This window comes from Amycolatopsis japonica, from assembly GCF_000732925.1.
GTDB lineage: Bacteria > Actinomycetota > Actinomycetes > Mycobacteriales > Pseudonocardiaceae > Amycolatopsis > Amycolatopsis japonica.
Genome location: NZ_CP008953.1, coordinates 1,639,977 through 1,665,789 on the forward strand (window position 1 = coordinate 1,639,977; position 25,813 = coordinate 1,665,789).

The 25,813-nt window shown below is 69.2% G+C and carries 21 protein-coding genes; 13 read left to right on the forward strand and 8 right to left on the reverse strand.

What is annotated here, in order from left to right; genetic code table 11:
- The first annotated feature begins 2 nt into the window (after positions 1-2).
- Complete coding sequence (locus AJAP_RS08125; RefSeq protein WP_038509358.1) at positions 3-1,400, forward strand: alpha/beta hydrolase family protein; 1,398 nt, start codon at positions 3-5, stop codon at positions 1,398-1,400.
- 6 nt (positions 1,401-1,406) lie between these two features.
- Here the strand turns inward: AJAP_RS08125 and AJAP_RS08130 are convergent, their stop codons facing one another.
- Positions 1,407-2,630 carry a PQQ-dependent sugar dehydrogenase gene (locus tag AJAP_RS08130; RefSeq protein WP_038509359.1) on the reverse strand — a complete coding sequence of 408 codons (1,224 nt, stop codon included), beginning with the start codon at positions 2,628-2,630 and terminating at the stop codon, positions 1,407-1,409.
- Between the two features lie 62 nt (positions 2,631-2,692).
- Here AJAP_RS08130 and AJAP_RS08135 point away from each other — a divergent pair, with 62 nt between their 5' ends.
- The 3 genes from AJAP_RS08135 to AJAP_RS08145 all read left to right on the forward strand — a co-directional run bounded on the left by AJAP_RS08135 (position 2,693) and on the right by AJAP_RS08145 (position 5,075).
- A complete protein-coding gene (locus AJAP_RS08135) occupies positions 2,693-3,598 on the forward strand; it encodes a 2-hydroxyacid dehydrogenase (protein WP_038522644.1) in 906 nt (301 codons plus the stop codon).
- A 32-nt stretch (positions 3,599-3,630) separates the two neighbouring features.
- A complete protein-coding gene (locus AJAP_RS08140; RefSeq protein WP_038509362.1) occupies positions 3,631-4,455 on the forward strand; it encodes a DUF72 domain-containing protein in 825 nt (274 codons plus the stop codon).
- A gap of 77 nt (positions 4,456-4,532) precedes the next feature.
- Positions 4,533-5,075 (forward strand): DoxX family protein, encoded by a 543-nt coding sequence (locus AJAP_RS08145; RefSeq protein ID WP_038509364.1) that lies wholly within the window; start codon positions 4,533-4,535, stop codon positions 5,073-5,075.
- A gap of 66 nt (positions 5,076-5,141) precedes the next feature.
- On the opposite strand, the gene ilvD is transcribed toward AJAP_RS08145, so the two are convergent.
- Positions 5,142-6,986: a dihydroxy-acid dehydratase gene (ilvD, locus tag AJAP_RS08150; RefSeq protein WP_038509365.1), complete on the reverse strand. Its 1,845-nt coding sequence runs from the start codon at positions 6,984-6,986 to the stop codon at positions 5,142-5,144.
- Positions 6,987-7,049: 63 nt separating this feature from the next.
- Positions 7,050-7,508 carry a PH domain-containing protein gene (locus AJAP_RS08155; RefSeq protein ID WP_038509366.1) on the reverse strand — a complete coding sequence of 153 codons (459 nt, stop codon included), beginning with the start codon at positions 7,506-7,508 and terminating at the stop codon, positions 7,050-7,052.
- Positions 7,509-7,829: 321 nt separating this feature from the next.
- Here AJAP_RS08155 and AJAP_RS08160 point away from each other — a divergent pair, with 321 nt between their 5' ends.
- From AJAP_RS08160 to AJAP_RS08175, 4 genes are all read left to right on the forward strand, one after another.
- Positions 7,830-9,704, forward strand: coding sequence for an acetolactate synthase large subunit (locus AJAP_RS08160; protein WP_038509367.1), 1,875 nt, complete (start codon positions 7,830-7,832; stop codon positions 9,702-9,704).
- On the forward strand, positions 9,701-10,207 hold the full coding sequence (gene ilvN, locus AJAP_RS08165; RefSeq protein WP_005162051.1) for an acetolactate synthase small subunit: 507 nt from the start codon (positions 9,701-9,703) through the stop codon (positions 10,205-10,207). The genes AJAP_RS08160 and ilvN overlap by 4 nt, the downstream gene beginning before the upstream one ends.
- A gap of 37 nt (positions 10,208-10,244) precedes the next feature.
- Complete coding sequence (gene ilvC / locus AJAP_RS08170) at positions 10,245-11,258, forward strand: ketol-acid reductoisomerase (protein WP_016336537.1); 1,014 nt, start codon at positions 10,245-10,247, stop codon at positions 11,256-11,258.
- Positions 11,259-11,344: 86 nt separating this feature from the next.
- Complete coding sequence (locus tag AJAP_RS08175; protein ID WP_038522647.1) at positions 11,345-11,608, forward strand: DUF397 domain-containing protein; 264 nt, start codon at positions 11,345-11,347, stop codon at positions 11,606-11,608.
- Here AJAP_RS08175 and AJAP_RS08180 read toward each other — a convergent pair.
- The 5 genes from AJAP_RS08180 to AJAP_RS08200 form a co-directional block, all read right to left on the reverse strand.
- The gene (locus AJAP_RS08180) at positions 11,605-12,486 is read right to left on the reverse strand and encodes a nuclear transport factor 2 family protein (RefSeq protein ID WP_038522650.1); all 882 of its coding nucleotides are present in this window, start codon (positions 12,484-12,486) and stop codon (positions 11,605-11,607) included. The genes AJAP_RS08175 and AJAP_RS08180 overlap by 4 nt on opposite strands.
- 80 nt (positions 12,487-12,566) lie before the next feature.
- Positions 12,567-13,508: an NADP-dependent oxidoreductase gene (locus AJAP_RS08185; protein WP_038509368.1), complete on the reverse strand. Its 942-nt coding sequence runs from the start codon at positions 13,506-13,508 to the stop codon at positions 12,567-12,569.
- A gap of 365 nt (positions 13,509-13,873) precedes the next feature.
- Positions 13,874-14,830, reverse strand: coding sequence for an ankyrin repeat domain-containing protein (locus AJAP_RS08190; protein ID WP_038509370.1), 957 nt, complete (start codon positions 14,828-14,830; stop codon positions 13,874-13,876).
- Positions 14,814-15,650: a TIGR03620 family F420-dependent LLM class oxidoreductase gene (locus AJAP_RS08195; RefSeq protein ID WP_038509371.1), complete on the reverse strand. Its 837-nt coding sequence runs from the start codon at positions 15,648-15,650 to the stop codon at positions 14,814-14,816. Before AJAP_RS08195 ends, AJAP_RS08190 begins: the two co-directional genes overlap by 17 nt.
- Positions 15,647-16,555: a TIGR03620 family F420-dependent LLM class oxidoreductase gene (locus AJAP_RS08200; protein ID WP_038509372.1), complete on the reverse strand. Its 909-nt coding sequence runs from the start codon at positions 16,553-16,555 to the stop codon at positions 15,647-15,649. Before AJAP_RS08200 ends, AJAP_RS08195 begins: the two co-directional genes overlap by 4 nt.
- A gap of 96 nt (positions 16,556-16,651) precedes the next feature.
- Here AJAP_RS08200 and AJAP_RS08205 point away from each other — a divergent pair, with 96 nt between their 5' ends.
- The 5 genes from AJAP_RS08205 (at position 16,652) to cimA (ending at position 25,800) form a co-directional block, all read left to right on the forward strand.
- The gene (locus tag AJAP_RS08205; RefSeq protein WP_038509374.1) at positions 16,652-17,218 is read left to right on the forward strand and encodes a TetR/AcrR family transcriptional regulator; all 567 of its coding nucleotides are present in this window, start codon (positions 16,652-16,654) and stop codon (positions 17,216-17,218) included.
- A 101-nt stretch (positions 17,219-17,319) separates the two neighbouring features.
- Entirely contained in the window at positions 17,320-18,918 is a 1,599-nt protein-coding gene (gene serA / locus AJAP_RS08210; RefSeq protein WP_038509375.1) for a phosphoglycerate dehydrogenase, read from the forward strand.
- Positions 18,919-19,204: 286 nt separating this feature from the next.
- The gene (locus AJAP_RS08215; RefSeq protein ID WP_038509376.1) at positions 19,205-22,609 is read left to right on the forward strand and encodes a S8 family peptidase; all 3,405 of its coding nucleotides are present in this window, start codon (positions 19,205-19,207) and stop codon (positions 22,607-22,609) included.
- Positions 22,610-22,845: 236 nt separating this feature from the next.
- Positions 22,846-23,889 (forward strand): 3-isopropylmalate dehydrogenase, encoded by a 1,044-nt coding sequence (locus AJAP_RS08220; protein WP_007031599.1) that lies wholly within the window; start codon positions 22,846-22,848, stop codon positions 23,887-23,889.
- A 285-nt stretch (positions 23,890-24,174) separates the two neighbouring features.
- Positions 24,175-25,800, forward strand: a complete 1,626-nt coding sequence (gene cimA, locus AJAP_RS08225; RefSeq protein WP_038509377.1) for a citramalate synthase — start codon at positions 24,175-24,177, stop codon at positions 25,798-25,800.
- Positions 25,801-25,813: the final 13 nt, after the last annotated feature.

Here is a 25,813-nt window from a genome sequence, read left to right on the forward strand (position 1 = left end):
GCATGACCACTTCACGCAGGACACTCGTCACCGTGCTCGTCGCAGTCCTCCTCGGCGCGCTGTTCACCGCCGCGCCCGCGGCCGCCGGAGAGCGCCCGCGGACCCACGAGGGCACCATCGACGGCGCCGATTACCTGGTCAAAGTGCCGAAACGCTGGAACGGCACGCTGGTGCTCTACAGCCACGGGCTCTACGTGGACCCGTGGGCGCCGAAGCAGATCATGCTGGCCACCAGACCCGAGACCGAGTCTTGGTTGCTGGACCAGGGTTACGCGCTGGCCGCGTCGAACTACAAGGGCACCTTCGGGCACGCGATCGAAGAAGCCTTGACCGACCAGATCGCGCTGCTGGACTGGTTCGAGACCAACGTGGGCAAACCGCGGCGGACCGTCACGAGCGGAATGTCCATGGGCGCCGTGATCTCTTTGAAGCTGGCCGAGAACAACCCGGGCCGGTTCGACGGTGTCCTGGCGCAGTGCGGCGAGTACGACGCGCACGGAACGTGGAACAGCGCGCTGGACATGCTCTTCGCGCTCAAGACATTGCTGGCGCCGGACGCGGACATCGACCTGGTCCGGCCGCGTGATCCGCAGGCCGCGCAGGCGGCACTCGAAGCCGTCGTGGCCGAAGCGCAGAAGACCGACGCGGACCGGGCGCGGATCGCGCTGGCCGGAGCGCTGGGCGCCGTGCCGGGCTGGGCGCTCGCCCACGAGCCGGAGCCGACGGCGTCCGCCGACCGTCTGGCCCAGCAGGCGATGTGGGTCACCGGCGCCTACCTGTACGGCTACGGACCGGGCGCGCGTCCCGAAATCGAGCGCCGGGCAGGCGGGAACCCGTCGTCGAACATCGGGATCGACTACCGGCGTCAGCTCGTCCGGTCCGCCGGTCTCGACCTGGTCCGGCAGGCCTACCGGACGGGCGGCGTGGATCTGGAAGCCGACCTCGACCGGCTCGCCGCGGCCCCGCGGATTTCGGCGGATCCGAAGGCGCAGGCCTACATGCAGCGCATCACCGTGGCGCGCGGCATCACGCCGTCACCCGTGCTGACCACGCACACCACCGGTGACGGCGGCGCCGTGGCCGGCCAGGCCCGGTGGTACGGCGATCAGGTCCGGCGCAACGGCGATCCCGCTCTGCTGCGGCAGACCTACGTGAACCGGGGCGGTCATTGCTCGTTCAACGCGGCCGAGGAGATCGTCCTGCTGCGCACCCTGCTGTCCCGCGTGGACACCGGCCGCTGGCCGTCCACCGAACCGCGCCTGCTCACCGCCGCCGCGAACGCGCTGGGCCCGGACTACCGGCTCGTGCCGGAGCTGTTCGACCCGCAGGGTAAGGAAAAGGCGATGCCGCCGTCGTTCACCCGGTTCATCCCGGCGCCCCACCCGCGGCCGTCCCGCTAGGGCCGCTCAGTCCTTGCCACCCCCGCCGGAACTGGCCGACGGCGTGATGATGACGACGCGGTCGTCGCTCGAAACCGGGGAACCGCCGTCCTTGTTGACCGTCCCGGCGAGCGCGATCTGCGGGTTGACCATGCTCATCGCGGACAGCCTGCCGAAGGTCTTCGGCGGCTTGCCGACCTTGCCGTCCATGACGACGTTGGGCTTGCCGGTCACCGCCCCGTCCGGAGTGACCGGCAGGTTCTGCAGGTTGCCCGCGATGGACGTGGTGATCGAGAGATACCCGGTGGTGCCGACGAAATCCGCGCACCCCGCGACACCGGGTTTGTCGGTCCAGCTCCAGGCCGGGGTGGTCAGCGGCTGGCCGCCGCGAAGCCGGTACAGGACGTCCTTGTCGGCCAGCCGGTCGGTGAGCCACACCCGGGAACCGGCCTGGTCGCGGCAGATCCCGCCGGGGGAGTGCACGCCGGTGGAGAAGACCGCGGAACCCGCCGTGGGGTTGCCCGGCGCCGGTTTGCCGGAGGTGTCGATGCGCAGCACCTTCCCGGCCAGCGACGCCGGATCGGCCGCGAGCCCGGGGTTGCCCGCGTCGCCGGTGGCGACCAGGAGCGCGCCCTTGGCGTCGGTGCCGATCGCGCCGCGGTTGCCGGTGGCCCCCTTGGGGATCCCGGTCAGCACCGGTTTCGGAGCCTGGCCCTTCGCCAGGCGGACGACCCGGTTGTCGGTCGGCGTGGTGATGTAGGCGAAGACGAGCTGGTCTTCCGCGAAACCAGGGGAGAGCGCGAGCGAGGTGAGGCCGCCGTCGCCGGAGCCGTCCACGGGGACGGTCGCCCAGTCGGCCGGGTCCTTCTCCGCGGCGGCGAGCAGGATCCGGCCGCTCTTGCGTTCTCCGGCGAGCGCGCTGGGCGCGGTGCCGTCGCCGGGGATCGCGGCCACGGCGGCGACGGTGTCCAGGCAGGTCGCGATGACGGCCTTGTCGAAGTCCTTGCAGCCCTGCGGCGGCGGGACCGGCGTCGGTGCCTGGTTCGGCCCGTTTCCCCGGCCTGGACCGGCGTCGCCCGCTTCACCGCCCGGCCCGATCTGCGGCGGGACCTCGGGGGACGGCGGGTTGACCGGGGTGAACTTCTGCCCGGCGGCGGTGTTGTCGAATTCGGCGCAACCGGAGAGCAGCAGGGCGCCGCAGGCCAGTATGGCCAGCGGCGCGGTCCATTTCCGCCGGTACCGGGTACGCACGGGACCAGCCTAGGCGGGCGTACGTGAGCCACGGGTAAGAGCTCCTCGATACCGTTGTGATCATGACTGTGACCGTTCTCGTGCCCGACGAAGAGGGAGTGGCCGCGCTTTCGGAGATCGAGGGCGTGCGTCCGGTGGTGTACCGCCGCGGGGAGCCGGTGCCCGCCGAAGCCGCCGAGGCCGAGGTCCTGGTGACCGGCGAGGGGCCCAGCGAGGAACTCTGGCGCGAACTGCCGAACGTCAAACTCGTGCAGCTGCTGGCGGCGGGTGCCGAGGACTGGGTCGGCAAGGTACCGGACGGCGTGCTGCTCTCGACCTGCCGCGGCGCGCACGGCGGAAGCTCGGCCGAGTGGGTCGTCGCGGTCCTCTTGACCATCTACCGAGACCTCGGCGGTTTCGCCGACGGCCACCGGCGGAAGCACTGGGAACGCCGGATCACCGACACCCTGCAGGGCAAGCGGGCACTCATCGTCGGCGCGGGCGACCTCGGCAGGCATCTGCGCCGTCGGCTGGAGACGTTCGACGTGCGCTGCACGATGGTGGGCGCGACGGCCCGCGAGGGCGTCCACGGCAACGACGAACTCCCCGGGCTGCTGCCCGACCACGACATCACCGTCCTGATGGTGCCGCTCACACCGCATACGCGGGGCATGGCCGACGCGGAGTTCCTGGCCGCTATGCCGGACGACGCGATCCTCGTCAACGTGTCGAGGGGGCCGGTCGTGGACACCGGCGCGCTCGTCGCGGAACTCGCGTCGGGACGACTGCGTGCCGCCCTCGACGTCACCGACCCGGAGCCCCTGCCCGAGGGACACCCGCTGTGGGACGTGCCGGGACTGCTGCTGACGCCGCACGTCGCGGGCGCTGTGAGCGGGCGGCGGCAGCGCGCCTACGCGGTGGTGGTCCGGGAACTGAGCCACTATCTGGGCGGGGAGTTGCCGAAGAACCTGGTCCACGGCGAATACTGAGCATCGTGGCGAATCTTCATGTCGGGTGCGCGATGTGGACGCACAAGGCGTGGGCGGGCCGGTTCGTGCCGCGGTCGTCGCCCGCCGGGGAACGCCTGCGGGCCTACGCCGGCTGGTGCAACGCGGTCGAGGGCAACACGACCTTCTACGCGACCCCCGCGAGGGAAACCGTCGAGACGTGGGCGCGGCAGACCGGTCCCGGTTTCCGGTTCGTGGTCAAGCTGCCCAAGGTCGTCACGCACGAGAAACGGCTTGCCGGGGTCGAGACCGAGATGCGGGCGTTCCTCGACGCGATCGAACCCCTCGGCGAGCGGGCGGTCCTGTGGACCCAGCTGCCCGGCTCGTTCGGCCCGCCGGACGTCGACGCCCTCGGCCGCTTCCTGCGCCGTCTCCCCGCCGGCATCCGGCGCGCCGTGGAGGTGCGGCACCCCGGGTTTCACAGCGACGCCCGCGCGACGGCGCTCCTGGAGACGGCACTGACCGACGCGGGCGCCGAATGGGTGCCGTTCGACACCACGGTCTTCTTCGCGAGTCCGCCGGTCAGCGAAGCCGAACAGGACGCCTGGGCGAAGAAACCCCGTCTGCCGCGGCGGACACGGGCGCTCACCGACCGCCCGATCGTCCGCTACCTGGGCCGCGATGCGACCGAAGTGACCGTCGAGGGATGGCGGCCGTGGACCGAGGTGGTCGCCGGATGGCTGCGCGAGGGCCGGTCTCCGACGGTCTTCGTGCACACCCCCGACAACGACGACGCCCCGGCGCTCGCCCGCCGCTTCCACGACGACGTGCGCGCCTTGGTGCCCGGTCTCGACCCGCTGCCGGAGCCCGAACCGGTCGAGCCCGCGACCTTGTTCTGAGCCGCTCCGGCGGTTCGGTCGCCTGACGGGCCGGTTTCCCCTACCCTTCGCGCGTGAGCGATGACTATCAGACCAGCATGATCTCGGACGTGGCCGACGCCGACAGCGGCCCCGGCCCGGCGGAGACCAGGGGCGGGATCGATCTCGGTCTGCTCGTCCTGCGAGTGGTGCTCGGCGTGACGATGGGCGCGCACGGGCTTCAGCACCTCTTCGGTGCCTTCGGCGGCCCTGGGGTCGGCGGCTTCGCCAGGGCACTCGGCGACTTCGGCTACACCAGCCAGACCACGCTGCTTTCGTGGATCACCGGGATCAGCGAGGTGGTCGGCGGTGCGCTGGTACTGGTGGGCCTGTTCACCCCGATCGGCGCCGCCGCGCTGCTCGGCGTCTGCGCGAACATCGTCTACGTGAAGTTCGGCGGCGGGTTCTTCCAGAAGCAGGGGCAGGGCTTCGAGTTCGAGCTCCTGCTGGCCGCGGCCTCGCTGACCGTCCTGCTCGCGGGCTCCGGGCGGATCGCGCTGGACGTCAACACCCCGTGGCGGAAGCGGCCGCTTTCGTTCGGGCTGATCGGGCTGCTCCTGTCGGCCGCGGCTTCGGTCGTGGTGATCGTCCTCTGCCGCTGACCGCTCGCATTGAGAGGACTAAATGCGCTCGTTGCGCATTTAGTCCTCTCAATGCGAGCTCGTGGCCTACTTGTTCGGGTCCCGGACGGCGCCGGTGTCGGCCGAAGTCGCCATCCGCGCGTAGGCCCGCAGCGCGGCGGTGACCTTCCGGTCCCGCGAGACCGGCTGCCACGGCCGCTCGCTCGCCTCCATCTTCGCGCGCCGCTCGGCGAGCACGTCCTCGTCGACGAGCAGTTCGAGCCGCCGCTCGTGGACGTCGAGCAGGATCCGGTCGCCGTTCTGGACCAGGCCGATCGCCCCGCCCGCGGCGGCCTCGGGCGAGATGTGCCCGACCGAGATGCCCGACGAGCCGCCGGAGAACCGGCCGTCGGTGATCAGCGCGCATTTCTTGCCCAGCCCCGAGCCCTTGAGGAACGCCGTCGGGTGCAGCATCTCCTGCATCCCCGGGCCGCCCGCCGGGCCTTCGTAGCGGATCACCAGCACCTCACCGGGCTGGATCTCCTTCTTGAGGATGGCCGAGACCGCCTCCTCCTGGCTTTCCAGCACCCGGGCCGGGCCCTCGAAATGCCACAGTTCCTCGTCGATACCCGCCGACTTGATGACGGCGCCGTTCTCGGCGAGGTTGCCGCGCAGGATCGCGAGCCCACCGTCCTTGGTGTAGGCGTGCTCGACGTCGTGGATGCAGCCGCCGGCGGCATCGGTGTCCAAAGAGGACCAACGGTTCTCGGTGGAGAACGCCTCCGTGGTGCGGACCCCGCCCGGAGCGGCGTGGAACAGTTCGATCGCCCGCTCCGACGGCTCCTTCGCCCGGATGTCCCAAGTGGACAGCCACGACTCCAGATCCGGCGAGTGCACGGAGTGCACGTCGGTGTTCAGCAGCCCACCGCGGTGCAGTTCGCCGAGGATGGCCGGGATTCCGCCTGCCCGGTGGACGTCCTCCATGTGGTAGTCCGAGTTCGGCGCGACCTTCGACAGGCACGGCACGCGGCGGCCGATGGCGTCGATGTCGTCGATGGTGAAGTCGACCTCGCCCTCCTGCGCGGCGGCGAGGATGTGCAGCACCGTGTTGGTCGAACCGCCCATCGCCATGTCGAGGGCCATCGCGTTCTCGAAAGCCTTCTTCGACGCGATCGAGCGCGGGAGCACGGACTCGTCGTCCTGCTCGTACCAGCGCTTGCACAGCTCGACGACCGTGCGCCCGGCGTCCTCGAAGAGCGCCCGGCGGGCGGCGTGCGTGGCGAGGGTGGAGCCGTTGCCCGGCAGGGAGAGCCCGAGCGCCTCGGTGAGACAGTTCATCGAGTTCGCGGTGAACATGCCCGAGCACGAGCCACAGGTCGGGCAGGCCGAGCGCTCCACAATGGACAGTCCATCTTCGTCGACCTCGCTGCTGGCCGACGCGGCGATCGCGGTGATGAGGTCGGTCGGCGCCTGCGCGACCCCGCCGACGACCACGGCCTTCCCGGCCTCCATCGGTCCACCCGAGACGAACACCACCGGGATGTTCAGCCGCATGGCGGCGTTCAGCATGCCCGGGGTGATCTTGTCGCAGTTGGAGATGCAGACCAGCGCGTCGGCCTGGTGCGCGTTCACCATGTACTCGACGGAGTCGGCGATGATCTCGCGCGAGGGCAGCGAGTAGAGCATTCCGCTGTGCCCCATGGCGATCCCGTCGTCGACGGCGATCGTGTGGAACTCGCGGGCGACACCGCCCGCCTCCTTCACCGCGCCGGCCACGATCTCGCCGAGGTCCTTGAGGTGCACGTGCCCCGGCACGAACTGGGTGTAGGAGTTCGCGATGGCGACGATCGGCTTGCCGAAGTCGCTGTCGGTCATTCCGGTGGCGCGCCAGAGCGAGCGCGCGCCCGCCGCGTTGCGGCCGTGGGTGGTGGTCCGGGAACGGAGTTGAGGCACGGCTGACTCCAAGGTTCGGGATGGGGACCAGGGCGAACGAGCGCCAAACTGGTCCTACCAATCCTACTCCCCGGAATCGTCACGCTTTTCCGGAGCCTCGGCCAGGTCGTCGGTCAGCCCGGAGGGATCGGCCATCCGGCCCGCGCTGACCAGCGAGATCACCGGAAGATGACGGGTGCGCACGGCGGGCAGCGCGACCTTGGTCTCGTCCTTCAATACCGCCTGCACCTTCGCCTTGTCAGTGATGGCGAGGCCCTTGAGGGAGGTCCACGGCAGATCCTTCCGCCCGAACATCGTCCGCACCTCCAGCCCGTTGGCCGTCGCCGTCGTGCGGGTCCGGATGACGAACACCGCCAGCGCGATCGGGAAGAGGTAGAGCCACTGGAGATACGGCACGTCGCCGAACGCGACAGGCGTCACACAAACGACGAGGAAAGCGATCGCCAGCAATGCCGTGTTCGGGATTTTGAAGACGGCCTTGCGGTCCTCGTTCGCCTGTTCCCGCTGCTTTTCTTCTGCCACGTCAAAGATGGTGCACCGCCGCCTCCGTGGCCCCGAACGCGGGTCGCACCACGCGCCGAAGGTGTCCAGCATGCGGAATCGCCGTCCCGCAGAGTTGACACTCTTGACGGCGACCGGCTAGCTTCACTCTCGTGACAACGCAGACCGGCCTCGTACTTCCCAAGCGCGTCGACGCTTAGGGAAGTCTCCGCTGCGTCGACGCGCGACCCTCGTGCGACCACTCCGGTCGGCGGGGGTTTTTTGTTGCCTGGATAGAGTTTCCCTGCCGAACCAGCCAATGAATACCCGAACGAGTGACTAGACAAGACGAGGCAAACAGCGATGACTAGTGCCACCTCGCGAGCTGATGCGAACTCCGGTACCTCCGGTGCCCGACCCAAGCCGGCGCCGCCCGCCGGGACCCCGGTGCGGGTCACGGGCGCGCAGTCGCTCGTCCGCTCGCTCGAGGCGGTGGGCGCGGAGGTCGTGTTCGGTATTCCCGGCGGCACCATTCTCCCGGCGTACGACCCGCTGCTCGACTCGACGAAGGTCCGCCACGTCCTGGTCCGTCACGAACAGGGCGCCGGCCACGCCGCCACCGGGTACGCGCAGGCGACCGGCAAGGTCGGGGTGTGCATGGCCACCTCGGGTCCCGGCGCGACCAACCTGGTCACCCCGCTGGCCGACGCGAACATGGACTCGGTGCCGGTCGTCGCCATCACCGGCCAGCAGTCCCGCGCGCTGATCGGCACGGACGCCTTCCAGGAAGCCGACATCTGCGGCATCACGATGCCGATCACCAAGCACAACTTCCTGGTCACCGACCCGGCGGACATCCCGCGCACCATCGCGGAGGCGTTCCACCTCGCCTCGACCGGCCGTCCCGGCCCGGTCCTGGTGGACATTCCCAAGGACGTCCTGCAGGAGATGACCTCCTTCTCCTGGCCGACGGAGATGCGGCTGCCGGGGTACCGGCCCACGCTGCGCCCGCACGGCAAGCAGGTCCGCGAGGCCGCGCGGCTGATCAGCAAGTCGCGGCGCCCGGTCCTCTACGTCGGCGGTGGCGTGGTCAAGGCCGACGCCTCGCGCCAGCTGATGGAACTGGCCGAACTGACCGGCATCCCCGTCGTCACCACGCTGATGGCGCGCGGCGCGTTCCCCGATTCGCACCCGCAGCACCTCGGCATGCCGGGGATGCACGGTTCGGTCGCCGCGGTCGCCGCGATGCAGCGGGCGGACCTGCTGATCGCCCTCGGCGCGCGCTTCGACGACCGCGTCACCGGGCAGCTGTCCTCGTTCGCGCCGGACGCCGCCATCGTCCACGCCGACATCGACCCGGCCGAGATCTCCAAGAACCGCAAGGCGGACGTGCCGATCGTCGGCGACTGCGCGGAGATCATCACCGAGCTGATCGAGGCCGTCCGCGCCGAGACCGACAAGTCCGCGAAGCCGGACCTGAAGGACTGGTGGACGCAGGCGAGCGCTTGGCGCGACGACTACCCGGCCGGGTACGAGTGGCCCGAGGACGGGACGCTGTCCCCGCAGTACGTCATCGAGCGCATCGGTTCGCTCGTCGGCCCGGACGCGGTCTACACCGCGGGCGTCGGCCAGCACCAGATGTGGGCCGCGCAGTTCGTGAAGTACGAGAACCCGCGCACCTGGATCAACTCGGGCGGCCTCGGCACGATGGGCTTCGCCGTCCCCGCCGCGATGGGCGCCAAGTTCGGCGTGCCGGACAAGCAGGTCTGGGCCATCGACGGCGACGGCTGTTTCCAGATGACGAACCAGGAACTGGCCACCTGCGCCATCGAAGGCGCGCCGATCAAGGTCGCCGTCATCAACAACGGCAACCTGGGCATGGTCCGCCAGTGGCAGAACCTCTTCTACTCCGAGCGGTACTCCAACACCGATCTCGGTACCCACAAGCACCGCATCCCCGACTTCACCCTCCTCGCGGAGGCGCTCGGCTGCGCCGGGCTCCGTTGCGAGACCAAGGAGGACGTCGACGCCACCATCCGGCGCGCCATGGAGATCAACGACCGCCCCGTCGTGATCGATTTCGTGGTGGGGAAGGATGCCCAGGTGTGGCCCATGGTGGCCGCGGGCACCGGTAACGACGAAATCATGGCCGTGCGCGGGATCCGCCCGCTCTTCGACGACGACGAAGTCGCCGCCGAGGCGGAAATCAACGCGGCCGCAGAAGGAGACGCCCGATGAGCGTGCACACCCTGAGCGTTCTGGTCGAGAACAAGCCCGGTGTCCTCGCGCGGGTTTCCGGACTGTTCTCCCGGCGTGGTTTCAACATCGAATCCCTCGCCGTCGGGCCCACGGAGAATCCCGAGGTGTCCCGGATGACGATCGTGGTCGCCGTTGAGGAGCTACCGCTCGAACAGGTGACCAAACAGCTCAACAAGCTGGTCAACGTCATCAAGATCGTGGAACTGGAAAAGTCCACAGCCGTGCAGCGTGAACTGCTGCTCGTGAAGGTCCGGGCCGACAACACCGTGCGCAGCCAGGTCCTCGAAACAGTGCAGTTGTTCCGCGCGAAGGTGGTGGACGTGTCTCCCGAGGCGCTCACCGTCGAAGCCACCGGGACCTCGGACAAGATCGGTGCCCTGCTCCGGATGCTGGAGCCCTACGGCATCCGTGAACTGGTCCAGTCCGGCATGGTCGCGGTCGGCCGGGGCTCCCGCTCGATCACCGCCACCTCCGCTCGATAACTTTGTTTGTAAGTCAGGAAAGGAAGTAGTACCCCTCATGGCAGTGGAAATCTTTTACGACGACGACGCGGACCTTTCGATCATCCAGGGTCGCAAGGTCGCCGTGATCGGCTACGGCAGCCAGGGCCACGCGCACTCGCTGAGCCTGCGCGACTCCGGCGTCGACGTCCGCATCGGCCTGCCCGAGGGCTCGAAGTCGCGGGCCAAGGCCGAGGAGCAGGGTCTCCGCGTGCTCACCCCGGCCGAGGCCAGCGCCGAAGCCGACCTGATCATGATCCTCGCGCCGGACACGAAGCAGCGCTTCATCTACGAGCAGGACATCGCGCCGAACCTCAAGGACGGCGACGCGCTCTTCTTCGGGCACGGCTTCAACATCCGCTACGACCTCATCAAGCCGCCGTCGAACGTGGACGTCGCCATGGTCGCCCCGAAGGGCCCGGGCCACCTGGTCCGCCGCCAGTTCGTCGACGGCAAGGGCGTCCCGGCGCTCATCGCGGTCGAGCAGGACGCCTCCGGCAACGCGCAGGCGCTCGCGCTCTCCTACGCGGCCGCCATCGGTGGCGCCCGCGCCGGTGTCATCAAGACGACCTTCACCGAGGAGACCGAGACCGACCTCTTCGGCGAGCAGGCCGTGCTCTGCGGTGGCGCCTCCGCGCTGGTGCAGACCGGTTTCGAGGTGCTCACCGAGGCCGGCTACGCCCCGGAGATCGCCTACTTCGAGGTGCTGCACGAGCTGAAGCTGATCGTCGACCTCATGTACGAGGGCGGCATCGCGCGTCAGCGCTACTCGATCTCCGACACCGCCGAGTACGGCGACCTGACCCGCGGCCCGCGCGTCATCTCGCCGGCGGTCAAGGAAGAGATGAAGAAGATCCTCGGCGAGATCCAGGACGGCACGTTCGCCCGCGAATGGGTCGCCGAAGACGAGGCCGGGCGGCCGAACTTCACCAAGCTCGAGGAGCAGGGCAACCAGCACCCGATCGAGGAGACCGGCAAGAAGCTGCGCGACCTGATGTCGTGGGTGGACCGGCCGATCACCGAAACCGCCTAGTCGTGGGCTGAAGGGGCCCTTCACCGCATGCGATGCGGTGAAGGGCCCCTTCGTTTTGCACATCGGAAAGCGATAGCGTGGGCACCATGAGTGAGCAGCCGGTGGACGACAAGGCGCATATCCGGCCCGACCTGGACTTGAGTGACGCCGTGTGGATCCGAGGCGAACCGGAAGGCGCGAACCTCAAGGACGCCGTCGAGTACGCGCTGGTGCCGCACGCCGACGGGGTCACCTACACCGCGATGCGCCGGGTCGTCGAACCCGACGGGCATCTGCTCGTGTTCACGCCTACTGAATGGGACGCGTTCCTGAAAGGCGTTCGGGACGGCGAATTCGACCTGCCTGCCTAGAGCCGGGAGATCAGCTCGTCGAGCCGGCCGGTCGCGGCCGCGATGGCGAGATGGTCGACGTAGTCCCGTGATTCGACGATCAGTCCGTCGCGCACGCGCAGCACGAAGATGTTGGAAACGCGGAATTCCGCGCTGCCGCCCGCCGTTCCCTGGTAGTCGAACTCGCCGATCACGACCTCGGGGTCGAGGGTCTCGTGGATCGCCAGATCCCGGACCTGGAAACGGACCGCGCCCCGCTCGCCGAACTTGAAATGCTCACGCAGGTCTTCCCTCGACTTCAGGGTCTCCGCCCCGGGCAGAAACAGGTGCGTGACCTGGGTTTCCTCGGCGTAGAGCTCCGGCAATCCGGCCCAGTCGCCGTCCGCGACGCCGTACGCGAGCCGCTCGAAAACGCCGCGCGGGCTCTTCGGATCCGCCGTCGACGCGGGGCGCGGCGGCACCGGTGTGAGCTCGCGCTCCGCGGTCTCGAAGCCCTTCTTCAGATTTTCCAGGCCGTCCTGTGCCGCGATGAGCGGCAGGTAGTCGTGGTAGTCGCGTGAATGGACGATGAGCCCGTCGCGCATGCGGAGCAGCTGGATGTTGGCGATGTCGAAGGACTTCCCGGTGTCCAGCGCCTCGCCGACATTGCGGTACTCGGCGACGATCACCTCCGGGTCGGTTGTCCCGTGAATCAGGACATCCGCCCTGTCCATGCGCGCGTTCAGGCCGCCGCCGAAGTTCTTCCGCAGGGTCTCGCGGCCCTCGTACCTGGACGGAACCGGTGGTCGCTGCGGGTTTTCGACGACGGCGTCTTCCGCGTAGAGCGCGAAAATCTCGTCCCAGCGCCGGGCGGTGATGCGTTCGGAAAGCGCGTCGAAGACGTCGCGGGGTGTGGTCATGAAGGTCTCCCAGGAGGACATAAACGGAGTCTGTAGTCCGCCTTTGACGATACGGACTACAGACTCCACTTGTCCACTGGTCATTCCACGACGGAGAGCACCACCTTCCCCGTGGTCTTGCCCGCCGCCACGAGTTCTTGGGCTTTCGCGGCCTCTTCCAGCGGGAACACCGTGTCGATGGTCGGCTTGAGCCGTCCGCTGTCGACGAGTTCGGCCAGCGCGAGCAGGCCGGTGCGGTCCGGTTCGGCGAGGGTGAACCCGGCGGTGACTCCGGCCGCCTCGGCCAGTTCCGGCATCCGCTCGTCGTTCGTGCGGGTGAGCTGGACGAGCCTGCCGCCGCGGCGCAGCGTCTTGAGTGACCGGGGCCCGTACTCCAGGCCGATCGTGTCGAGGACGACGTCCACATCGCGGACCTCATCGGCGAAATCCGTCGTGCGGTAGTCGATGAGTTCGTCCGCGCCGAGACCGCGGAGGAACTCGTGTTTGGCCGCGCTGGCCGTCCCGATCACGTACGCGCCACGCGCCTTGGCGATCTGGACCGCGAGATGCCCGACGCCGCCCGCCGCCGCGTGGATCAGGACCCGTTGCCCTGGCCGGATATCCGCCGTGTCGACGAGGCTCTGCCAGACGGTCAGTCCCGCGAGCGGGACCGCGGCCGCGTGCGCATGGTCCAAAGTGGACGGCTTGCGCGCGAAGTGACGGCTCGGCGCGGCTACGAATTCCGAGTACGCGCCCGCCTGGAACGGGAACGACGGCATGCCGAAGACCTCGTCGCCGGGGGAGAACAGGGAAGCGCCCGCGCCGACCTCCTCGACCACGCCGGACACGTCCCAGCCGAGGATGAACGGCGGATCGCCCATCGGGCCGATGCCGCCGGTCTCGCGGGTCTTCCAGTCGACCGGGTTGACGCCGGCGGCGTGCACCCGGACCAGGATCTGGGTCGGGCCCGGGGTGGGTCTCTCGACGTCGACGAGTTCGAGGACTTCGGGGCCGCCCAGGCGGTTTTGGCTGATCGCTCGCATGGGTCCATTGTTCGGCGAGCGTCGTACTTTCGGCGAGGGTCTGGCGGGCCAGTGGGCATCAGGATCGGGACACGTCTCTCACGGATGTCATGAAAGGGCCGTTCCTGACGTTTTTCGTCCTGAACGACCCTTTCATGACACTCGGGGGACCGGCGGCAGTGCCATGAAAGGTCCTTTCCTTGCAAATTTTGCAAGGAAAGGACCTTTCATGGCGTTCGGGTTGGGGCGGGCGCGGCCGGTCGGGCGCCTCCGCGACCGTCCCGCCCGTCTCGGGGTTGCGAAAGCCACTTTCGCAACCTTCAACGTTGCGAAAGTGGCTTTCGCAACACCTACGGCGGGGGACTTTCGCAGGTCGGCCTCAGGGCTCAGGCGCCCCGCAACACCGCCAGGATCTCCGTCTGCCCGAAGTGCTCGGCCCACCCCAAGGCCGACGACGAGTACAGCGAGTCTTCCAGCGAAGGATCCGCTCCGACGTCGAGCAACGCCCGCACGGCGTCCACATGCCCGCCCTGCACGGCCAGATGCAGCGCCGTGACACCCTCCCCGTGCGAAAGCCCGCCGAACGTCCCCCGGTGGTCGACCGAAGCGCCCAGCTCCGCCAAGGTCTTGATCGCCGAAGCCTTCCCTTGGGCGGCGGCCCACGTCAGCGCCGTGCCGCGGTAGACGTCGGCGTCCACGTGGGCACCCCGTTCCACCAGGGTGCGCACAGCAGAGGACCGGTCGTTCCGTGCCGCCCACGAAAGCGCCTCGTCGACGATCTCGGCCGGATCCTCGCTCGGCCGCCATTCCGGGAAACCGCTGTGCGGCCGGTGGAATTCGCGATGCGCGCCCGCCGCGGGGGCGAGCGTGCCGTCCGGTGCGAGCAGTTCGTCGAGCAGGTCGGCCCGGCCGAGCCCCGCCGCCACCCGGAGGTTGCCGGGGGAGAGGCTGCGCGAAGCCAGCAGCTCCGCGGCTTCCCGATGGCCCCAGAACAGCGCGACCACCAGCGGTGTCCCGCCGTCGCCCCGGGCCGGGACGTCGATGGGGGCGCCCGCGTCGAGCAGCATCGTGACCAGCAGCGGCAATCCGACGTACCCGGCCTGGTGCAACGCCGTCCAGCCGTGCACGTTGGCGGACGCCGGATCGGCGCCGTGGTCGAGCAGGATCCGGCACAGCCGCTCGTCGCGGGTCGCGGCGGCCATACCGAGCAGATCGTTCCCGTTCTTCCCGTGCGCGTGGACAAGGGTGGGCAGGTCGCCGATCAGGCGCGCGAGCCCGGCCAGGTCTCGCGCGTCGATCAGTTCCCGTGCCTTCTCGAAGGCGAGCTCAGCCGGTGACGTCACGCTCCCGCACGCTACCCCCGACCCCCGACAGAACCCGCCATTCGGCCAGCGGGATCCGTTCGTCCCCGGTCAGGACCTGCAGGCAGACGTGGTCGGCCCCGGCGTCCAGATGCGCCTGGACCCGCGCGGAGATCTCGTCCTCCCCGACGGCGACCAGCGCGTCCACCAGCTTGTCGGAGCCGTAGTCCGCCTCGGTGAACCCGAACCGCCGCAGATTCGCCCGATGGTGGGCCGCCAGTTCCAGGTACATCGACACGTGCCGCCGCGCGATCTCCCGGTCCGATCCCAGCACGACGGCCTGTTCGACGGCGAGGAAGGACGAGGGCCCGATGGCCTCCCGCGCCAGCGCGGTGTGCTCGACGGGGACGAAGTACGAATGTGCCCCATCGGTGCGTTCCGCGGCCAGGGCGAGCATCGTCGGCCCCAGCGCGGCCAGCAGACGCCGGCGCGGGGAGTCCGGTGTGGACAGTTCGGTCCCGTCCATTTCGTCGAGGTAGCCGCGCATCCCTTCCAGCGGTTTCGCGCCAGGAAGGTGTCCGCCGAGGCCGAGGACGAATCGGCCGGGATACGCCTCGGCGAGGGTTCGCTCGGCGGCGGCCGCCGCGACGGGGGCCCGATGCGAGAACCGCGCGATGCCGGTGGCGACGGTCATCCGTGAGGTCGCCGCGAGCAGCAGACCCGCCTGCGTGAACGCCTCCCGGCCCAGATACTCCCCGAACCACAACGTGTCGTAGCCGAGCTCCTCGACTTCCGCGGCCGCCTCGCGGACTTCGCCGATTTCCTTGCCGTCGAAAGAAAACGTCCAGATGCCGACGTTCATCGGGTCACCGCCGTCAGGGCGGGGGCGAGCCGTTCCAGCTGGTCCACGATGGACGTGAGATCGTCCCCGACCGGATTGACGAGCACGGTGTCCGCTCCGGCGTCGACGAGTTCCTTGAGCCGCCCGGCGATCCGCTCCTCGTCGCCCCACGCGGTCAGCCCGTCCACGAGCCGGTCGCTGACGTCGTCGATGTCCGCGTCGGTGTAGCCGAGCCGCTTCCAGCCCTTGAAATAGTGCGGGATGCCGTACTGCTTCATCAGCCCGATGTCCCTCGCCACGCTCTTCCGCGCCTGTTCGCGGTCGCCGAGCAGAACCGAATGGGTGGGGATGAGCAGCTTGTCCCGGCCGAGGATTTCGCGCGAGTACGGCGTGTGCTCGAAGGGCTGGGCGAACGGATGCGCCCCGTCCGTGAGCTCCCGCGCGAGTTCGAGCATCTTCGGCCCGACGGCGGCCAGGACCCGCGGGAAGGGGACAGGGGAAGGGAATTCCTCCGCCGCCGCGGCCATGGCCGTGAGGTAGTCACGGGTCTGGTCGAGCGGCCGGTAGTCCGAGCCCGCCTTCGCCGCCTGATAGGAGTGGCCGATCCCGACGCCGAGCACGAAGCGGCCGGGGAACGCCTGCGCGAGTGTGCGCCCGCCGCTGTGGGCGGTGTACGCGGGCCGCGACCAGATGTTCGCGATCCCGGTGCCGACCACCACTCGCTCGGTGGCCGCGAGGGTGATGGCGCTGTAGGCGAACAGCTCCCGGTTGCCGGGCCCCTCGCCACCCCAAACGGTGCGGTAACCCAGCTCTTCCAGGCGTCGGATCGCCCGCCGTTCTTCGTCGGGTGTCGGCGTGAACATGCCGACCGGCAACCAGACACCCACCGGGCCCAGCCGCTCCCGGGTTTCTTCGATCAGGTCCATCACAGTCTCCCCAGCTAACATGAGGCAGCCTCCGCTTACGCCGCCCGACTATACGGAGGCTGCCTCCGATTTGTCGAGACTAGGCTTTGGAGCGCGATGGACACCGAGAAGAAGCCGCTGCGGGCGGACGCCCGGCGCAACTACGAGCGCCTCCTCGAAGAAGCGAGGCGCGCCTTCGCCGCGAACGGCGTCGAGGCGTCACTGGAGGAGATCGCGCGCCGGGCCGGAGTCGGGATCGGAACGCTCTACCGGCACTTCCCGACGAGGGAAGCGCTGGTCGAGACGGTGTTGCGCGAAGGCTTCGACGCGCAGGCCGAAGCGGCTCGCGACCTGCTGGGCTCCCCGGAGCCGGTGGAGGCGTTGAAGGCCTGGTTCGCCGGGATGGGTGAACAGTCGGCGCGCTACCGGGGGCTGCCCGAGCTGATGGTCGACGTCCTCAACGACGAGACCTCGCCGCTGTACGCCTCCTGCCACGCCATGCGTGACCAGGTGTCCCAACTGGTGGAAAGGGCGAAGGCTTCGGGGGAGCTCCGGGCCGACGTCACAGTGCACGAATTACTGGTGCTGCTGCACGCGCTTTCCTGGGCCAGCGAACACCTTTCGGGTGACAAGGGCCTCGAACGGCTCCTCGATCTCGTTTTCGCGGGATTACGGGCGAGTTAACAATCCCCTGTCACCAGGTCTAAACTGCGGCGCAACCGGGCACAACGGCGTGACCGTCAACAGTGAGTCGCAGGCACAGACCAGATAGTGGGAGCCGTATCGTGACCAAGCCGAACAAGCCCGTCGTCCTCATCGCCGAGAAGCTCGCGCCCTCCGTGTTGAGCGTCTTCTCCGACGAGGTCGAGGTCCAGCATGTGGACGGCACGGACCGCCCCGCGCTGCTCGAAGCCGTGAAGACGGCGGACGCGCTGCTCGTGCGGTCCGCGACGAAGGTCGACGCCGAGGTCCTCGGCGCCACCACCTTGCTCAAGGTCGTCGCCCGCGCCGGCGTCGGGCTGGACAACGTCGAGGTCCCCGCCGCCACCGAACGCGGTGTGCTGGTGGTCAACGCGCCGACCTCGAACATCGTCTCCGCCGCCGAGCACGCCGTCGCGCTGCTGCTCGCCGTCGCCCGCCGGGTCCCGGCCGCGGACCAGAGCCTCCAGGGCGGCGCGTGGAAGCGCAGCGCCTACTCCGGCGTCGAGATCCAGGGCAAGACCATCGGTGTGGTCGGCCTCGGCAAGATCGGCCAGCTGTTCGCGCAGCGGCTCGCCGCGTTCGACACCAAGATCATCGCGTACGACCCCTACGTCTCGGCCGCCCGCGCGGCGCAGCTCGGCATCGAGCTGGTCACGCTGGACGAGCTGCTGGAGCGCGCCGACGCGATCTCCATCCACCTGCCGAAGACGCCGGAGACCAAGGGCCTCATCGGCGCCGAGGCGCTCAAGAAGACCAAGCAGGGCGTCATCATCGTCAACGCCGCGCGCGGTGGCCTCATCGACGAGCAGGCGCTGGCGGACGCCGTCAGCTCCGGCCACGTCGGCGGTGCCGGTATCGACGTGTTCGTCACCGAGCCCACCACCGAGAGCCCGCTGTTCGGCCTGCCGAACGTCGTCGTCACCCCGCACCTGGGCGCGTCGACCGCCGAGGCGCAGGACCGCGCGGGCACCGACGTCGCGAAGTCCGTGCTGCTCGCGCTGCGCGGCGACTTCGTGCCGGACGCGGTGAACGTCGCGGGCGGCGGCACGGTCGGCGAGCACGTCCGGCCGTACCTCTCGCTCACCCAGAAGCTCGGCACCGTGCTGACCGCCCTGAACCCGAAGGCCCCGGCCTCGGTCACCGTCGTGGTCAAGGGCGAGCTGGCCGCCGAGGACGTCAGCGTGCTGCCGCTCGCGGCCGAGCGCGGCGTGTTCTCCGGCGTCGTCGAGGACCAGGTCACCTTCGTGAACGCGCCGCGCGTCGCCGAAGAACTGGGCGTCCAGGTCGAACTGGTCACCGAGACCGAAAGCCCCAAATTCCGCAGCCTGGTCACCGTCCGCGCGGTCCACGCCGACGGCACGACCCTTTCGGTGTCCGGTTCGGTCACCGGCAAGGACGAGGTCGAGAAGCTGGTCGAGGTCAACGGCCGTCACTTCGACCTGCGCGCCGAGGGCAACGTGCTGCTGCTCGAGTACCCGGACCGCCCGGGCATCATGGGCCGCGTCGGCACGCTGCTCGGCGAGGCGGGCCTCAACATCGAGGCCGCGCAGATCAGCCAGACCACCGACGGCGCGGACGCGGTGATGCTGCTGCGCGTCGACCGTTCCGTCGACTCGCACCTGCTGGAGCCGATCGGCGCCACCGTCGGCGCGCACACGATCCGCGCGGTCAACTTCGGCTGACCTGCGGGAATCGCACTGACGAAAGCCGCGTCCACGGACGCGGCTTTCGTTATGTGCCAACAAGTTGTTTGCGCTCTTCGCAAGTAGTCGACCACGCGCGAAGAGCAAGATTCAATAACGGTGAAAAATGCCTACTGAAGTCGGGCTGGTCCCCGGATAGGTTCTTCCGGCGAGGCCGAACCATCGCGCCGTCAAGGGCACGGCGCGGCGCCGGGGCTCACCGTCGGGGGTGTGTTCGAGCGGCAGGCAGGTTCCGAGTCGAGGCCTCGAGTGAGGGCACTTACTCATGAACAGATCCCGCGTACCCCGATGGGCCATCCGCTCATCGGCCGCGGTCTTCGCCGCGTTGCTCGCGACGTCCGTGACCGGGGCGACCGCAGCCGCGCAGGATGTCCCCCTCGCGGACGGTGTCACACCGGCGAAGATCGACCGTAACGGATTCCAGGGGAAGGTCGAGCCGAAGCTCAAGGCCGCCCAAGGGCAGATCACCGCCTTCGTCGAGCTGGCCAAGCAGCCCGCCGTCGACGCCTTCAACGCCGAGCAGAACAAGGGCGCGGGCAAGGAGAAGGCGAAGAAGGCCGCGAAGGACGCCAAGGCCGCCGCGGCCGCGACGGTGAACTCCGTCGTCGGTCAGCTCAAGGCCGCCGACGCCGGCACCCAGCTGGTCACCCAGACCGCCAACGCGGTCGCCGGCGCGGTCGTCACGGCCGACGCGGCGAAGATCCGCGAGCTGGCGAAGCGGCCGGACGTCGTCTCGGTCAAGAAGGTGGTCCCCAAGACCCGCACCAACTCCAGTGCGGTCCAGCTGACCAACACGCTCGCGTCGTGGCAGCAGACCGGCCGCTACGGCGACGGCATCCGCGTCGGCGTGATCGACGACGGCATCGACTACACCCACGCCGACTTCGGCGGCCCGGGCACGGCCGAGGCCTACAACGCGATCAACCGCGACCAGGCCACCCCGGCCTTCCCGACCGACAAGGTCGTCGGCGGTATCGACCTGGTCGGCGACGCCTACGACTCGGGCAGCGACGACCCGGCCCTCAAGACCCCGAAGCCGGACCCCAACCCGCTCGCCTGCGGCCACCACGGCACGCACGTCGCGGGCACGGTCGCCGGTTTCGGTGTCGACGAAGCGGGCAAGACCTTCACGGGCGACTACAAGAAGCTCAACAAGAAGAAGATCGAAGCGATGCAGATCGGCCCGGGCACCGCGCCCAAGGCCCTCCTGTACGCCATCAAGGTCTTCGGCTGCGACGGCTCGACCAACGTCACCTCGCAGGCGCTCGACTGGTCGCTCGACCCGGACGGCGACGGCGACTTCACCGACCACCTCGACGTGGTGAACCTGTCCCTCGGCGGCGACTTCGCCACCCCGGACGACCCGGACTCGCTGTTCGTGCGCAAGATCGCCGCGAACAACGTCGTCCCGGTGTTCTCCGCGGGCAACGGCGGCGACCTCAACGACGTCGGCGGCGCGCCGGGCAACACGCCCGAGGCGCTGACCGTCGCCAGCAGCCGTGACGCGTCCGTCCTCCGCGACGCCGTCGAAGCCGTCGCTCCCGACGGCGTCAAGGGCGCGAAGACCGGCCAGTTCAGCCAGAACTACGCGACCTACGACACGCTCGACGTCACCGCGCCGGTGGTCACGCTGTCGGCCGACAACGCCGCCGGCTGCAAGCCGTACTCCGAAGCCGACAAGGCCAAGGCCGCGGGCAAGATCGTGTTCCTCGAATGGGACGACAACGACGCGACCCGCGCCTGCGGTTCCGGCGCCCGTTCCAACAACGCGCAGGCAGCCGGTGCCAAGGGCGCGCTGTTCTCCTCGACGCTGGAGCACTTCTCGGCGGGTATCGCGGGCAACGCGGCCCTGCCGACGTTCCAGCTGACCGGCAGCGCGACCGCCTCGGTCCGCCCGGCGGTGGCCGCGGGCACGCTGCAGATCCGGATGACCGGCAAGGGCCGCGTGTCCGTGCCGACCACCGATCAGTCCATTGTGGACACCCCGAGCTCGTTCACCTCGCGTGGCGGGCGCGGCCCGGCCGTCAAGCCGGACGTCGCGGCGCCCGGTGACTCGATCTCGTCGGCGCTGGCCGGCAGCGGAGCGGGCCGCCTGGTCATCTCCGGGACGTCGATGGCGGCTCCGCACACCTCGGGCATCACCGCCCTGATCCGTCAGGCGCACCCGGACTGGTCGGTCGAGGAGGTCAAGGCCTCGGTCATCAACACCGCCGGCCACGACATCCACGACGCTTCGGGCCGGGTCTACGGTCCGCAGCGCGTCGGCAGCGGCCGGATCGACGCGAAGGCCGCGCTGGACAACCAGGTCCTGGCCTACGTCGTCGACAACCCCGGCTTCGTCTCGGTCAACTTCGGCGTCGTCGAAGCGGGCGGCCCGGTCACCCTGACCAAGACGGTCAAGGTGGTCAACAAGGGCATCAAGCCGGTCGAGTACTCGGTGGGCTACGAAGCCGTGAACTCGCTCCCCGGTGTCGAGTACACAGTGGACAAGCCGACGGTGAAGCTGAGCCCGCGCGGTATCGCGCTGGTGAAGGTGACCCTGAAGATCGCCGACCCCAAGGCGCTCCGCAAGGTCATGGACCCGACCATGGCGGCCACGCAGGTCGGCCTCGCCCGCCAGTTCGTGGCGGACGCCTCCGGCCGGATCGCGTTCACCCCGAAGAGCGGCACGACCGTTCCGCTGCGGCTCTCGGTGTACTCAGCGCCGAAGCCCGTTTCGTCCATCAACACCCCGGGCAACGTCAACTTCGGCGCCGGCCAGAACCAGGCCGTGCTGAACCTGACCGGCAAGGGCGTGGACCAGGGCTCCGGTGCGCAGCGGTACCGCTCGCTGATCAGCGTGCTCGAACTGCAGGCGGAATCCCCGCAGCTGCCCGAGTGCGACGGCGACGTCACCACCGACTGCACGCTGAACCAGACCGCCAAGGGCGCCGACCTGCGCTACATCGGCGCGGCGTCGACCGCTCCGCTGGCCAAGGCGCAGGGTGAGCCGGAGAACGCGCTGCTGGCCTTCGGTCTCACCACCTGGAGCGACCTGGCCAACCTGGGCAGCAACACCTCGCCGTTCGTGGACATCGACACCACGGGCGACGGGCAGCCGGACTTCGAGACCTATGTGACCAAGGTGACGTCGACCGACGTCCTCGTGGCGGTCACCGTGGCCCTGAAGCCGGGCTTCCCGCAGGTGGACATCCAGCCGATCAACGGCCAGCTCGGCGACGTCGACACGAACGTGTACGACACCAACGTCGTCGTGCTGCCGGTGAGCATCGCCGCGCTGGGGATCGACCCCAACGCCGCGTCGCACAAGATCAGCTACACGGTCGGGACCTCCGGGTTCTACGCGGCGCCTGGTGCGGACTCGTCGACGATCGACTACGTCGGCACGCCGCTTTCGTTCGACGCCTTGGCTCCCGCGTACACGGTCCAGGGCGGCGGCGACTCCGCGCTGGGCTACGTCGCGAAGCCGGGCACGGCGCTGGTGGTCAACCGCAACGCGGCCGCGCAGGACACCGTGCTGGGCCTGCTGGCGATCGAGCACCACAACGCCTCGGGCAACCGGGCGAACGTGGTGAAGATCCAGACGAACGCGGGTGGAGGCAACACGGGTGTCGACCGGCCGGGCAACGGCGGGCGGCACACCGGACGTCAGCCGATCGGTGTGGGCTGACGCGATAGTGCGATAACCGGCGTTCGATGAGGTGAGGGACGCCCTGGCGGCATGCTTTGCGCCAGGGCGTCCCTTCTTGTTTTCACTCTTTCGGCTGTCTCGCTCTGTGGGAGGTTCCGGCATAAGGGTGGTGCGGCTACGGCTACCGGGCTACGGCCGGTAACCTTCCGCTGCTGGCGTTTTCTTGCGGATGGGCCATCCGGACTGCCGGTGGCCTGGTCTACGGAGGTGTGTGGATGCGGCTCGCGGTGATCCCAGGAGACGGGATCGGGCCCGAAGTGGTCTCCGAGGCGCTCAAGGTGCTCGGTGAGGTCGTACCGACGGCGGAGATCACGAACTACGACCTCGGCGCCGCCCGGTGGCACTCCACCGGCGAGCTGCTCCCGGAGTCGGTACTCGGTGAACTCCGTCAGCACGACGCGATCCTGCTGGGCGCGGTGGGCGACCCGACGGTGCCGAGCGGCATCCTGGAGCGTGGCCTGTTGCTGCGGCTCAGGTTCGAACTCGACCACCACGTGAACCTGCGCCCCGCCCGGCTGTACCCGGGTGTGCGCGGACCGCTCGCCGAGGCGGGCGAGATCGACATGGTCGTCGTGCGTGAAGGCACCGAAGGCCCGTACGCGGGCAACGGTGGCCTGCTGCGCAAGGACACCGAGAACGAGATCGCGACGGAGGTCAGCGTCAACACGGCGTTCGGCGTCCGGCGCGTGGTGACCGACGCGTTCAACCGGGCCGAGGCGCGGCCCCGCAAGCACCTGACGCTCCTGCACAAGACGAACGTGCTGGAGTACGCGGGCTCGCTGTGGTCGCGGATCGTCGAAGAGGTCTCGCTGGAGCACCCGGAGGTGACGGTCGCCTATTCCCATGTGGACGCCGCGACCATCCACCTGGTGACCGACCCGTCCCGGTTCGACGTCGTGGTGACGGACAACCTGTTCGGCGACATCATCACCGACCTGGCGGCCGCCGTGACCGGCGGCATCGGGCTGGCGGCGAGCGGGAACCTCGACATCACCCGGCGGAACCCGAGCATGTTCGAGCCGGTGCACGGCAGCGCGCCGGACATCGCCGGCCAGGGTCTCGCCGACCCGACCGCCGCGGTGCTCTCGGTCTCGTTGCTGCTGGACCACTTGGGACAGAAGGAAGCGGCGCGGCGGATCGAGGCCTCGGTGGCCTTCGACCTCGCGACCCGCGACCAGGCGTCGCCCGGTGCGACGCACGCGATCGGTGACCGGCTGGCGGCCCTGGTGTCGTCGAACGTGCGCCCGGTCACTCAGTAGTTTTTTGGGCTGAAGGGGCCCTTCACCGCATCTCACGCGGTGAAGGGCCCCTTCGCTGCGTTGGTGATCCGGGAATGCGTCCCGAAGTGTGGAACCTTTCGCCCGGTTTGTGGACGCCCGGCGAAGCGTGTGCCATGATGCGTCCGTGACCTCCTGCACCATCATTATCGCCGAGCGCGCCGGATAACAGCTCCACAAGAGCCCCCGGCGCGCAACCTCTCGCACCCATGCGGGAGGTTTTTTTGTTGCCTGAACACGCTTTGCCACCACCGCGAGGAGATTCCCGTGACCCGCAAGGAGCCCGCCGATACACCGCTCGGCGACGCCTTCCACCTGTACGACACGACGTTGCGCGACGGTGCGCAGCGTGAGGGGATCTCCTACTCCGTCGCGGACAAACTGGCGGTGGCGAGGCTGCTCGACGAACTCGGGGTCGGGTTCATCGAAGGCGGATGGCCGGGCGCGCTGCCCAAGGACACGGAATTCTTCGCCCGTGCGGCTTCGGGCGAGCTGAAACTTCGCCATGCCGCGCTCGTCGCGTTCGGCGCGACGCGGAAGGCGGGCACCAAGGCCGAGCAGGATCAGCAGGTGCGGGCCCTGCTCGACTCGCAGGCACCGGTGGTCACGCTCGTGGCCAAATCCGATCTGCGGCACATCGAACGCGCGCTGCGGGTCGACGTCGACGAAGCTTGCGAGATGGTGCGCGACACCGTCGCGTTCCTCGTCGGTGAAGGACGTCGCGTCTTCCTTGACGCGGAACACTTTTTCGACGGCTACGCGTTCTCCCCGGACACCGCGCTGAAGGTGCTCGACGCGGGCGTGAACGCGGGTGCCGACGTCGCCGTGCTGTGCGACACCAACGGCGGGCAACTGCCGCTCGGACTCGCGGAAACCGTCCGCGAGGTCAAGGAAAGGACCGGATTCCGGCTCGGAATCCATTGTCAGGACGACACTTCCTGCGCGGTGGCGAATTCCGTCGCCGCCGTGCAGGCCGGCGTGACGCACGTCCAGTGCACCGCCAATGGTTACGGCGAGCGGGCGGGTAACGCCGATCTTTTCGCCGTGACAGGGAATTTGGTGACCAAGCTCGGTATGGAGGTGCTCCCGACCGGAGGCGCCGCCGAGCTCACCCGGGTCTCCCATGCCCTTGCCGAAATCGCGAACATCGCCCCCTACACCCACCAGGCTTACGTAGGGGCGTCGGCCTTCGCCCACAAGGCGGGACTGCACGCGAGCGCGATCAAGGTGGATCCGTTGCTGTACAACCACATCGATCCAGCTTCTGTCGGCAATGACATGCGGGTACTGGTCACCGAGATGGCCGGCAGGGCCAGCCTGGAGCTCAAGGGACGTGAGCTCGGGGTCGACCTTGCCGGCCAGCCCGAGGCGCTGACGAGCGCCGTGAAGAAGGTGAAACGCCTCGAATCCGAAGGCTGGTCCTTCGAAGCCGCGGACGCTTCACTGGAACTGCTGCTGCGGCGGGAGGTCGACGGCCCGCAGAGCGACGTCCTCGACGAACCGCCGTTCGAACTCGAGTCGTACCGGGTCGTCCTCGACCACCGGTCCGACGGCGAGGTCGTCTCCGAGGCGACGGTGAAGGTGCACGTCGCCGGGCAGCGCGTGATCGCGACCGCCGAGGGCAACGGGCCCGTGCACGCGCTCGACGCCGCCCTGCGCGAGGCGCTCAGCCCGCATCTGTCCTGGTTGGACAGTGTCGAGCTGGCCGACTACAAGGTGCGGATCCTGCCCGGCCATCCGGGCACCGACGCCGTCACCCGTGTGCTCGTCGAGACCAGCGACGGCGAGCGCGAGTGGACCACCGTCGGCGTGCACGGCAACATCGTCGAGGCGAGCTGGCTGGCGCTGTGCGACGCGCTCGTGCACAAGTCCCTCAGCGAGGGCCCGGCGTGAGGAGTCGTACAGT